The sequence below is a fragment of the Methyloceanibacter sp. genome (assembly GCF_058506495.1).
Genome location: NZ_JBZMXT010000071.1, coordinates 1 through 11,146, shown reverse-complemented (window position 1 = coordinate 11,146; position 11,146 = coordinate 1). Strand labels below are relative to the sequence as shown.

Sequence of the window (11,146 nt, the reverse complement as noted above, 5' to 3'; positions counted from 1 at the left end):
ACCGGCAGTGCCCGCTGCTGCGGCCTGACGTTTCACGATTTTCGCTTCCGCGCGGTTTTCCTTCGCGCGGGCTTCTTCGTGGCACAGGCGATGCGGTGCGCGGCGCGCGCCCACTCGGCGAGTTCGTCCGGTTCTTCAAGCAGCCGCGGGGGGACCTCCCAGTAGGACATGGCAATTGGCTTGCGGCCCTTGGTTTCGTACGTGAACGGTTTCATACCCTCTGCCTCGAACGACGCAGCGGTCGTGTCGTCGGCTTTGAGGTAGAGCGTGTCGTCGGCAATGAGGCCGAACATCACACTGTCCGCATAGACACCGGCGCCGCCGAACATGCGGCGGATGGTGAGGGGCCCAAAACCCGCAAGCTGGTTTTTGAGAAACTCCTGGAAGCCTTCGGACGCGCTCATGCGGTCGAGTTGGCCAGGGCCTAAGCGGCTGGGGCTTTCTCGCCCGCCGATCCGCCTTCGTTGGCCGGGCCGGGCGTAAAGGCCTTATTGGCCTTCACGGTCAGCTTGGGTTGGCCTTTGCCGTTAGCTTTAGCAGCGCCATTGGCTTTGGCGCCCCCATTGGCCTGAATGCTCGTCTTGTTTGCGACCCGCAATTCACGCTCAACAGCGACCCGAGCAGCCTCATTCTGATTATAGAGCCCCATCTGCTCTGAATCTTCTTCCGCGACAGCCGTAAGGGCTTGGTCCGTATACTGCGCAGCGAGCGGGTCAGCCTCGATCTTCTTGACGATGCGCTTGAGATCCCACCAGCTCTTGCCGAGCATGGTCGCCTTGCGTGCGACCTCCGCCGCGTACTTGGCGTAGAACACGACGGGATTCTCGATCGGCAGGCCGGAGCGGCGGTCTTTGCGGTGTTTAATCCGGAAGATGCCCCACTGAAGCGGATGTAGCCCCTCGACCGGCACGGCGTTCTTGAACCAGAACAGCACGGGCATCAGCGAGCGGATATTGACGCCACTCGCATAGGCGCGGCGCAGAACCGTCTCTAAGTGTTCCTTGGTGTAGAAGATCCGCCATGCGGACTCATAGGCCCCCTGCCACTCCTGCTTGGACATCTTTTCGTGCCCCGTGACCACGTGCTCCAGCTCGTATTTATTCATGTCCGGATCCATCCAGACACCTTTGGCCGAGAGCTTCTGGTGGTCCTCCGAGCCGGGAAGGGGTGTGAGAATGAAAAACTCCAGCATGTCGAGCGGGAGCTCCTGCTTGATGATCTCCAGGTCCTGCTTGATGGACTCGGGCGTATCGTTCGGGAATCCCAGAATGTAGCCCGCAAAGGTCATAATGCCGACACGCTTCCAATCGAGTAGCATTTTCCGATATTCGGTGATCTTGTTCTGACGCTTCTTAGCCGCGAGCAGGTTCGCCGGGTTGATGTTCTCAAGACCGATAAAGACGCGCGTCACGCCGGCTCGCTTCGACTTCTCGATAAAGTTGGGAATTTTGTGGCACAGCGTGTCGACCTGAATCATGAAGCGAACATCCAAGCCGTCTTCCTCACGCAGCTTGATGATGCGATCGTAAATCGCTTCCCAGTCTTTGTTCCGTGCGAAGTTATCGTCGGTGATGAAGAAGCGGTTCACGCCTTGCTCGTAGTTCAGACGCAAGATCTTCTCGATGGAGTCTGGCGTCCGGTAACGTGACTTGCGGCCCTGCACATTGATGATCGTGCAGAAGGAGCATTGAAACGGGCAGCCGCGCCCGGCATCGAAGCTCGTAACGTTTCCAACAGTGCGATCGACAAAGTCCTTCGGCAGGAAGGGCGGCGCCGGCACATCGGCGAGGCACGGCAGCTCTTCGGTCATGTGATTGTAGATCGGCTGAAGGTTTCTCGCCGCGGCGTCTCGGATCACAGTGTCGATATGCTCTTCAGCTTCGCCGGCGAAGATCGAAACGCCGAGCTCCTGCGCCGCTTTGATGTCGTCGGGCAACTCCGGAAGCATCGACAGGCAGCCGGAGACGTGGAACCCGCCGATCATCACTTGGATGCCCTCGGCAAGGAACGGGCGGGCGATATCGACCGAGCGCGGAAACTCATTGGACTGGACGCCGACGATACCCACGAGCCCTTCGCCGCCATTGTCTTTGATGAGGCGAATGAGTTCGTCGAACCGGACCCGTTTGTTGGTCTCGTCGATCGCAGTCACGTCAATGGGGAGATCCGGGCCCAGTACGCCTCGATCGGCGGCATCTTGCGCGAGGCTGTAAACCGCGGCCAGGGAGTTAGACGGCATCGTGGAACGCATCCACTGCACCACGTACCCTTGCGCATCATAGTGCGATGGCTTGATCAGGATGAACTGGAAACGCCGTCCGGTCGTCCGTGTTGACTCTGTCATCCCTCAATCCCGTGAAGCGGCGTCCCCGCGTACCGGAGAACTCAAACTATTGGGCTGCTTTGGAAAATTGCACCCCAGCCCTGGAGCGCGTCTATCCCCCAATTTCGCCCGAATTTTGGCCAGCCGGACAGTTGCGCGCAGCCTTCAGCGTGCGGTGCAAAATATAACAAATACTGAAACACAATTTCGCCCGCCGGTCCAACGGATTAGGGCGACGTTGTGCCAGGGGACTGATTCTGCGGCGAATTGTGCGCTTAGGATCGTTCCATCCCGCTGAAATCGGCGATATCGCGTGCGAGAAAGTAGTTCAGCATCGTGCGGATCAGGGCAATGACCGCGAGCTTCCAGATATCGTCCCAGGTGGGTGCAACGGCCGTGTGAACGATATCGGCGGCTAGGGCGAACTCGAGCGCGAGCAGAATCCAGGTTGCAAATTTCAGCCAGATCACGCGGCCCTTTATCTCGTCGGCCGTGCCATTGAGAATGGCGCCCACAAGCGTGAATACCGCCTGGAGCGCTCCGAAGGCGACAACAAGAACAGCGCTGACTTCGATGGCAAGCGCCACATAGGATGCGGCGAGCTGAAAAGGTTCCTCGAGCGGCGTCACGGCTCCACCCAATGATTGCGAGACGAAGCCTAAGCCGATTCGGGGTGGTGCCGACAGCGCGCGGCTAGAGTTCGCCGGTTAGGAATTGCCCACGCCCGAGCCCGAAAGACCAATCCTCGTCCGTGTTCTCGACGATGGAGACCATCACGTCGGTGGGGGTGATACCGCAGGCGCGCTCCAGCTCTTCGCAAAGAAGCCGGTAGAAGGTTTCCTTCTGCTCGCGTGTCCGGGGGCGGGACGTGACTTGCACGACAACCACCTTGTCCGTGCGTTCGATGCCGAGACCCGTGTCCTCGACAATCATGTGGCGGCGCTTGTGCTCCTGAACGATCTGGTAGCGATCGCGCTCGGGCACCTTGAAGGCGGCCAGCATGGCCCGATGGGCCGCATCGAGCAGGGTTTTTACCTCAACGTCGGTACGGCCTTCGATCAGATCGAAACGGAGTAGGGGCATGACCTCAAACCTCCAGCGCCATCTCGCGCAGCTTGAATTTCTGGATCTTGCCGGTCGATGTCTTCGGTAGATCGACGAAAACAACGTAGCGCGGGCATTTGAAGTGAGCCAGGTGCTCGCGGCACCAATCGATGATGTCTTGCGCCTCGACATTGGTGCCGTCACGCAGCTCCACGAAGGCGCACGGCGTCTCGCCCCATTTCGGGTCCGGCTTGGCAACCACGGCCGCGCTCAGCACGTCGGGGTGCTTGTAGAGCGTGTCTTCAACCTCGATAGACGAGATGTTCTCGCCGCCTGAGATGATGATGTCCTTTGAGCGATCCTTGAGCTGGATGTATCCGTCGGGGTGCATCACGCCGAGATCGCCCGAATGGAACCAGCCGCCGGCGAACGCGTCCGTCGTAGCTTTCTCGTTCTTGAGATAGCCCTTCATGACGATATTGCCGCGGAACATCACCTCGCCGATGGTCTCTCCGTCGGCTGGCGTTTTCTCCATGGTCTCCGGGTCGATGACCGTGAGATCTTCGAGCGTGTGATAGCGGACGCCTTGGCGGATACGCTTCTTGGAGCGGTCGTCGAAGGACAACTCATCCCACGCCGGGCGCCAAGCATTGAGCGTGGCCGGACCATAGGTCTCGGTGAGCCCATACAGATGGGTGAGCGCGAAACCCGCTTCTTCCATCGCGGCCATGACAGCGGCCGGCGGTGGGGCAGCCGCATGGTTGAAGGCCACCTTCTGTTCAAAGTCGCGCTTGTCTTCTTCGGCTGCGTTTAACAGCGCCGACATAACAAAAGGGGCCCCGGAAAGATGCGTGACGCCATGATCGGCGATCGCGTCGTACATCGGTTTCGCGCGGACTACGCGGAGGCACACGTGAGTGCCGGCCACCACACTCAGCGACCACGGAAAGCACCAGCCGTTGCAGTGAAACATCGGCAACGTCCACAGATAAACCGGGTGCTGACCCATGCCGGTCGCGATCGTGTTGCCGTAGCACATCATGGCCGCGCCACGATGATGGTAGACGACGCCTTTCGGATTGCCGGTCGTGCCGCTCGTGTAGTTCAGCGAAATGGCGTTCCACTCGTCCGATGGCATGACCCAGGTATAGCGGGGGTCGCCTTCGGCTATGAAGGTCTCGTAGTCGAGGTCGCCGAGGCGCGCGCCGAGAACGCCGAGCTCGGTGTCCTCGTAGTCGATGATGAGAGGCTCTGCCTTTGCGAGGCTGAGGGCCTCCTTCATCACGGGGCCGAACTCCGTATCGCAGATCACAACCTTCGTTTCCGCGTGGTCCAGCATGAAGGCGATATTGGCAGCGTCGAGCCGCGTATTGATCGAGTGCAGCACCGCGCCGGTCATGGGAACGCCGTAGTGCGCTTCGAGCATCGCGGGTGTGTTGGACAGCATCACAGAAACGGTGTCGCCAACGCCAATACCGCGCGCTGCGAGCGCGGAGGCGAGCTGCCGCGAGCGCTTGTAGAAGGTCTCGTAGGTGATGCGTGCGTTGCCATGAATGATGGCAGTGTGGTCGGGATAAACGGCCGCAGCGCGCTCCAGGAAGACGAGCGGTGTCAGCGGCTGATAGTTCGCGGGGGTCTTGCCGAGCCCGGCGTTATAAGAACTGGTCATGGTCATCGTGGATTGGGTGCGTTTGGATGTCGCACCCTAGCCACGGCTGGCCGCGTGAATCAATTCTTCAAATTGGCCGTCGGGCAAAAAGGCGCACCCCACCTGGTGGGTCCGCCAAAACGATCTGACGGGGATCAGTACGCTATTTCGCGCGGTGTCCGTAATAGGCCAGGGTGACGCCGAATGCCGTGAATGCGACGACGACAAGTGCGAGAAACCCGATTTCTCCAGGGCCCATGAGAACCTCCTATTATCAAAGGCGATGATAGGAAAGGATGTTGGGCGCTGCGTCGGCGCCTGGCATTGAGCCAAATCAAGACCAATCAGGGGTGGAAAACCGAGGCGCGCCACGCTTCGCCGAAACAGCTCCGCTGCCCGCCGCGGTCAGGCTGCCGCTGTCTACTCCGCGGGTTTCTCGGAGTCGTCGCCCTCGATCTTCAGGTCCTTTAACTTGGCGAACACGGAGTCGGCATCTGGCGCTTCTTCCTCCTGCTCCGGCGCTGACATAGCGTCGCGCGCCTCCTGTGCGAGCGAGGCAGCCATATCTTCGTCCGAGGATTGCGGCGTGCCAAACGTGGCAGCAGTCTCGCTCTCGGCGGTTTCGCTTTCGGCGGCGCCTGCGTCCTCCGTGAGACCGATCGTCTCCTCGGTGGGGAGCAGAGAGCCGGCTTTCTCGGCAGCTTTGCCCGCCTTCTTCTGCTCGCGCTCAAGACGCGCAGCAGCACGCTTGACCGCGGCGTCGAGATCAATCTGCGAGCAAAGGCCAAGCGTCACGGGATCCTGGGCGACCAGATTCGGCGAGTTCCAGTGGGTCCGCTCCTTGATGGCCTGGATGGTGGGCTTGGTCGTACCCACGAGCCGCATGATCTGGCTATCCTTGAGTTCAGGATGGCTCTTGAGCAGCCAGAGAATAGCGTTGGGCCGATCCTGGCGGCGCGACACCGGCGTATAGCGGGGACCGCGCTTCGTCTTAACTTCAGGCACCTCGACTTTGGGCTCCAAGAGCTTCAGGCGATGAGCGGAGTCTTCCTCGGCGCGTTGGATCTCGTCGCGCGAAAGCTGGTTGGACGAGATCGGGTCCATGCCCTTGATCCCTTGAGCTACATCGCCGTCTGCGATGCCCTTCACCTCAAGCACGTGTAGCTGGCAGAACTCAGCAATCTGCTCGAATGTCAACGACGTGTTGTCGACAAGCCAGACTGCCGTCGCCTTTGGCATCAATGGGGTGCGATTCATGGTGACATCAAACCTTGCGTAAACGGGTTTCGTTGCGTCTCTCGACTTCTCAGGCGAAAGAGCTAAGCGTCCCAATTTCGGGGGAATGCCCTTTATATAGGCGCTAAGCCCCGCGTAAGCAATCGGTTCTGGGCCTGCTTGGTTCAGGCCTCGCCCCACCAAGTTGGCGCAGTGCCCTCGAAAGGGGCCGAGATCTGCGCTGGGTCCTCAGCGCACCAACCTCGCCAGAGCCCTTGAATTCAGCCCAATAACACCGACTTGCCAAGCGTGACCAGTTTGTCGGACGAATTTGCGGAGCAGGGCGGATCCTTTGATGAGCGAGCGCCCTGGTGGGGCGGCGATCTTCAAACGCTCCGAAATGTTGTCATGCGCCAAGCGGGGTCTCTGCCCGGCCGCTCATCATCCCTCGAGTTTGAGATGGACGACGGCAGCGGCGATCGTCTGCTCGGGACGCTCGGAGAGCCTGAGGTCCGGGCCGAGGGTAGCCCTTTGATCGTGCTGATCCACGGTCTCACGGGCTGCGAAGACAGCGACTACATGAGGGAGTCAGCACGCTTCCATCTCGCGCGCGGACGTTCGGTCCTTCGGTTGAACCTACGGGGCGCTGGTCCCGGGAACTGGCTCGCAGACAACTACTATTTTGCGGGGTGCTTTCCCGACATTCAAAGCGTCCTTGAGCGTCTCGATGAGCCACTCACTAAACATGGCATCGTGCTGATCGGATATTCGCTCGGCGGGAACGTCTTGCTCAATTGGCTCGGTCAGGCGGGCTCCCATCCTTCCTTGCTCGGTGCGGCAACCGTATCAGCGCCAATCGAACCGGCTCAGGCCTGCGAACGAATCCTGCAACGTCGCAATGCGCTCTATCATCACTTCCTTATTCAGCGCATGAAGCGTGATGTGCTGTCGTCTTGTGAGCTTACGTTAGTGGAACGGCGCACAATTGAAGACACAACCACAATTTTCGAGTTTGACGACCAATGGGTCGCGCCTCGCAACGGGTTCGAAAACGCGGCGGACTACTACACGCGAACGGCCGGTGCTCAGTTCGTCAGTTATATTGCTGTGCCGACCCTCATGCTCCACGCGGCAAACGATCCGTGGATTCCCATCGAGCCGTATCTAGGTTTGAAGAAGCTCAACAATCCGAATGTCGAGCTTGTGCTTGCAAAAAGCGGCGGACACCTAGGCTTCCACGAGCGCGGCCACGCCGACACCTGGCACGACCGGAGTATCGACCGTTTCGTTCAAAGCCTTACGAGGGGCGTGGCGTAGGCTAGCCGTGGGTTGCTTTCTCGGCGCCGAGGCCTGTGTTGGCCCGCACCGTGAACTCGGCAAATTTATCCTCGGCGTGGTGTTCGCGGCTAAGCAAAGTCCCAAGGATTGCGGCGGCAAATCCAAGCGGCACTGAAACGATCCCCGGATTGCGCAGGGGGAATATTGGCTCGCCTGCGATCAATGCGCTGCCGTCTGTGCCCATAATGCTAGGGCTCAACAAGATCAACAGGATTGAGCTGGTCAGACCGACGCCAAGCCCCCAACAAGCGCCGGCCGTATTAAACCGTTTCCAAAACAGCGCGAGCACCATCGGCGGTAGGTTAGCGCTTGCCGCTACGGCGAATGCAAGACCAACAAGGAAGGCGACATTCGTCGAGCGGAGGCCAATCGCCAGGAGGATAGCCGTCGCACCGACGACAAACGCAGCAATGCGCGCAACGCGCACCTCTTCGCCTGGCGATCGCTCGCGGCCGTGGTGAATCACGTTTGTGTAGAAGTCATGCGCAAAGCTGGTGCTTGCGCTGATGGTCAGGCCCGCGACGACCGCAAGGATAGTCGCGAATGCAACCGCGCTGATGAACGCAAAGAAGAGCTCGCCACCGAGATGCAGCGCCAGCAGTGGCGCGCTCATGTTCTGATCGGGGATGTTCGCGGGCGTCAGCAGTGTCGCGGCACCAAAACCGAAGAATGTCGTCATGAGGTAGAAGGCGCCAATGGCCAGCATCGCCCATACCACACTCATCCTGGCGGTCTTGGCGTCCGGCACCGTGTAGAAGCGGATGAGGATATGGGGCAGGCCAGCGGTACCGAGCACCAAGGCCAGACCCAATGAAATCAGATCGATGGCCCCAATCGTCCCTTTGAACGCGAGTCCGGGCTGAAGAAAGTTCTGTGTAATTTCCCGGCCCGTCTTTGGGTCGACCCAGGTCACTTCACTGACGGCATCGAAGAAGTTGCCAAGGCTGTAGCCGAACTGCGCCATCACCAGAACGCTCAACAGAACCGATCCTGCAAGCAGCAAGATCGCTTTGGTGATTTGAACCCAAGTGGTTGCGAGCATGCCGCCGAAGACGACATAAACGATCATCAGTACACCGACACCAATTACCGCAAGTTCGTAGCTCACACCCGGCAGGAGCAGTTTGACGAGGCTGCCGGCGCCAACCATCTGCGCGATCATGTAGAACGTGGTGACGATGAGGGTGCTCAGTGCCGCCATCGCGCGCACCGGACGTGCCTTTAGGCGGTATGCAAGCACGTCCGCCATCGTGAATTTTCCGGAATTGCGCAAGGGCTCGGCAACGATAAGCAGCACCGTGAGGTAAGCCACGAGAAAGCCCACCGAGTACATGAAGCCGTCATAGCCTTTGAGCGCGATCAATCCTGCGATGCCGAGAAAACTCGCCGCGCTCATGTAATCGCCCGCGATGGCGAGCCCGTTCTGCCATGCCTTGATCCGCCGCCCTGCAGCGAAATAAGCGCTCGCGCCTTTGGATTGTCGCGCCGACCACCAAGTAATCATCAGAGTGACCGCGACGAAGGTTAGGAAGAGCCACAACGCGCCTGTCATGGCTTCGCTTCGCTCCGGTTTGAGAGTGCATCGTCACGGATCTTGGTCGCGATGGCGTCAAAGTTCTTGGCCGCGCGTAAATATGCCCATGTCACGAAGCCAACCATCGCGAACTGCGAGATCGCAAACAGATAGGCAAGGTTTACGGGACCGAGCCCCGGGACCGGCGTTGACATCAAGTCTGGGAAGAAGCCCACCAAGATGAGCAGAGCAAAGTAGTAAACCAGGAAGAAGATCGTCGCTGGAATTAGGAAGCGCGCCCGAGCTTGCACTAGCGCGGCGAAGTCCGCCGTTGAGGCGACGCGCTCCCAGTCAACAATGTCGACGTCCTCGTCGGCAGTTCGCTCATGGTCCGGTTTTGGCCCTGAACGGCCAAGTCGTGTGACGTCTGCCTCTGAGCTTACCTCAGTCGTTAGATCGAGATCTTTGTCGCTCACTCCCCAATTCCCCCCGGCGTGTCGCGTACTTAGCGCTGACGCCGTTATCGCTTCTTGCCTTTATAGTCGCCAAGGACTTACAGCGAAACATCTCCTTAGCGAGCAGTAGCAGACATTCTTGATACACCGGCAATACCCGCTATCGGCATGTAAATGAGGGCCCGCGCGTGACACGAGACATCAGACTTCATTGGTCTGAGGGACTAAGATTGCCCAGTGGCGAGGGCGAGCAGCGCCGCGAGCACAGAGATCGCCGCAATCCACGCGGCAACGACTCGCAGACCGACATGCATCCATTGCTGGGTAAAGCGCTCTTGTAGCCAGCCAATTCCGCCGCTTGCGTAGATCAATGCGATATTGGCGCCAACGAAGCTTCCGGCAAGTGTGATGATTGTATCATTCAGCGGACCAGGGTCTGGTGTTGAAAGGACCCCGATCAGAAACCCGCAAACACTCGAAAAGACCAAGAAGGTGACAAAGTAGCCGGACGGGTAGAGTGCAGCGAGCGCTGCGGCCAAGGCCGCCAGCACCAGCAAGACCAGCTCGCTCCAGTTTGGCACGAAGCCCAACTGACCCAGGCAGATTCCGAGCAGGCATGCCCCCCCGAACGCGAGCGCTGCCCACCCAAACCACTGCGGCCATCGGAAGCCAAGCATGAGCCCGAGGGATAGGAGGCTGAGCACCTGACCTGGTGTCGAAAGCGGATGGAGTACGCCTGTGTAGAAGCCGGCAATGCCCGGGACGGGACTATGGGCAACCGCTGAACTGGGGAGGAGGCAGACTGCAAGACCCAGCGCTATTGCAGTTGATGCCCTAAGCGAAGCCAATGAGGAAAGCAACACCAAGTACCGCAATGATAGCTCCGACAGCCCTTACGGCGTAGACGCCCGCGGGCCAGCGAACAAGCAAGCCGAAGGCGATACCAATCAAATGCAGAAGGCCCGTGGCGATGACAAAACCGACGACGTAGGGCAATGGATCTGTCGCCTCAGGAAGCTCCGCCCCGTGTGCATAGCCATGGAAGATCGCAAATGCACCGACGATTACGATTGCCAACCACAGCGGAAACTTCGCCGCGAAGAGGATGAGCAGACCAAGCACCACCCCTGAGGCCGCAATACCGGCTTCTACGGCTGGAAGGGGCACGCCAAGAATACCGAGGCCGGCACCGACCGCCATGACAAGCGGAAAAACAATTGGCAGAAGCCACAGTGCAGGCACGCCCAGAAACGCGCCCCACAGTCCGACAGCGACCATTGCGATAACATGGTCCCATCCGAGAACCGGATGAGCGAAGCCGCTCAAAAAACCACCGGTGACGCCGTGACCTTGCGAATGCGCGAGCGCCGTTTCCGGTGCGAGGGCTGCAGCTCCGAGCAAGAGCGCATAACCGACAAGCTGAGTATGCTGCATGTCTATTTTGGTCCGACGTTGGCTAGTCTATTTCAAGAAGTTCTCTTGTAACGGGCCAGCCTGACTTCCGCTACTGGCCGATAGCTTAGTTTTAGCGCGAGAGGCCTGATGGCAGCGTTGAGCGAGATAGCCAGTTTCAGCATGTGCAACGGGGAATATTGTTAGCTTCACGTAAC

Annotated in this window: 11 protein-coding genes; 1 reads left to right on the top strand and 10 read right to left on the bottom strand. The window is 59.4% G+C overall.

All coding sequences use genetic code 11. The features are described 5' to 3' along the window. Window positions 1–32: 32 nt before the first annotated feature. The 6 genes from AC33YF_RS10985 to AC33YF_RS10960 form a co-directional block, all read right to left on the bottom strand. On the bottom strand, window positions 33–404 hold the full coding sequence (locus AC33YF_RS10985; protein WP_491777244.1) for a TfoX/Sxy family protein: 372 nt from the start codon (window positions 402–404) through the stop codon (window positions 33–35). Between the two features lie 20 nt (window positions 405–424). Then, window positions 425–2,344 (bottom strand): B12-binding domain-containing radical SAM protein, encoded by a 1,920-nt coding sequence (locus AC33YF_RS10980; RefSeq protein ID WP_491777243.1) that lies wholly within the window; start codon window positions 2,342–2,344, stop codon window positions 425–427. Between the two features lie 254 nt (window positions 2,345–2,598). Further along, a complete protein-coding gene (locus AC33YF_RS10975) occupies window positions 2,599–2,952 on the bottom strand; it encodes a DUF1622 domain-containing protein (RefSeq protein ID WP_491777242.1) in 354 nt (117 codons plus the stop codon). A gap of 64 nt (window positions 2,953–3,016) precedes the next feature. Further along, a complete protein-coding gene (locus AC33YF_RS10970) occupies window positions 3,017–3,406 on the bottom strand; it encodes a tautomerase family protein (RefSeq protein WP_491777241.1) in 390 nt (129 codons plus the stop codon). Between the two features lie 4 nt (window positions 3,407–3,410). Then, on the bottom strand, window positions 3,411–5,036 hold the full coding sequence (locus tag AC33YF_RS10965) for an acyl-CoA synthetase (protein ID WP_491777240.1): 1,626 nt from the start codon (window positions 5,034–5,036) through the stop codon (window positions 3,411–3,413). Window positions 5,037–5,435: 399 nt separating this feature from the next. Then, window positions 5,436–6,272: a DUF1013 domain-containing protein gene (locus AC33YF_RS10960; RefSeq protein ID WP_491777239.1), complete on the bottom strand. Its 837-nt coding sequence runs from the start codon at window positions 6,270–6,272 to the stop codon at window positions 5,436–5,438. Between the two features lie 267 nt (window positions 6,273–6,539). Between AC33YF_RS10960 and AC33YF_RS10955 the strand changes: the two genes are divergently transcribed. Beyond that, the gene (locus tag AC33YF_RS10955; protein WP_491777238.1) at window positions 6,540–7,547 is read left to right on the top strand and encodes a YheT family hydrolase; all 1,008 of its coding nucleotides are present in this window, start codon (window positions 6,540–6,542) and stop codon (window positions 7,545–7,547) included. A 1-nt stretch (window position 7,548) separates the two neighbouring features. Here AC33YF_RS10955 and AC33YF_RS10950 read toward each other — a convergent pair whose 3' ends face one another. The 4 genes from AC33YF_RS10950 to AC33YF_RS10935 form a co-directional block, all read right to left on the bottom strand. After that, window positions 7,549–9,120: a solute symporter family protein gene (locus AC33YF_RS10950; RefSeq protein WP_491777237.1), complete on the bottom strand. Its 1,572-nt coding sequence runs from the start codon at window positions 9,118–9,120 to the stop codon at window positions 7,549–7,551. After that, window positions 9,117–9,557 carry a DUF485 domain-containing protein gene (locus AC33YF_RS10945; protein WP_491777236.1) on the bottom strand — a complete coding sequence of 147 codons (441 nt, stop codon included), beginning with the start codon at window positions 9,555–9,557 and terminating at the stop codon, window positions 9,117–9,119. The genes AC33YF_RS10950 and AC33YF_RS10945 overlap by 4 nt, the downstream gene beginning before the upstream one ends. Before the next feature lie 203 nt (window positions 9,558–9,760). Next, window positions 9,761–10,411 (bottom strand): HupE/UreJ family protein, encoded by a 651-nt coding sequence (locus tag AC33YF_RS10940; protein WP_491777235.1) that lies wholly within the window; start codon window positions 10,409–10,411, stop codon window positions 9,761–9,763. Further along, window positions 10,371–10,970 carry a HupE/UreJ family protein gene (locus AC33YF_RS10935; protein WP_491777234.1) on the bottom strand — a complete coding sequence of 200 codons (600 nt, stop codon included), beginning with the start codon at window positions 10,968–10,970 and terminating at the stop codon, window positions 10,371–10,373. Before AC33YF_RS10935 ends, AC33YF_RS10940 begins: the two co-directional genes overlap by 41 nt. Between the last annotated feature and the right edge of the window lie 176 nt (window positions 10,971–11,146).

What these genes read in the sequence shown, in the direction of transcription:
- AC33YF_RS10985 (WP_491777244.1), bottom strand. Translation starts at nt 404, where the DNA reads ATGAGCGCGTCCGAAGGCTTCCAGGAGTTTCTCAAAAACCAGCTTGCG.
- AC33YF_RS10980 (WP_491777243.1), bottom strand. Translation starts at nt 2,344, where the DNA reads ATGACAGAGTCAACACGGACGACCGGACGGCGTTTCCAGTTCATCCTG.
- AC33YF_RS10970 (WP_491777241.1), bottom strand. Translation starts at nt 3,406, where the DNA reads ATGCCCCTACTCCGTTTCGATCTGATCGAAGGCCGTACCGACGTTGAG.
- AC33YF_RS10965 (WP_491777240.1), bottom strand. Translation starts at nt 5,036, where the DNA reads ATGACCAGTTCTTATAACGCCGGGCTCGGCAAGACCCCCGCGAACTAT.
- AC33YF_RS10960 (WP_491777239.1), bottom strand. Translation starts at nt 6,272, where the DNA reads ATGAATCGCACCCCATTGATGCCAAAGGCGACGGCAGTCTGGCTTGTC.
- AC33YF_RS10950 (WP_491777237.1), bottom strand. Translation starts at nt 9,120, where the DNA reads ATGACAGGCGCGTTGTGGCTCTTCCTAACCTTCGTCGCGGTCACTCTG.
- AC33YF_RS10935 (WP_491777234.1), bottom strand. Translation starts at nt 10,970, where the DNA reads ATGCAGCATACTCAGCTTGTCGGTTATGCGCTCTTGCTCGGAGCTGCA.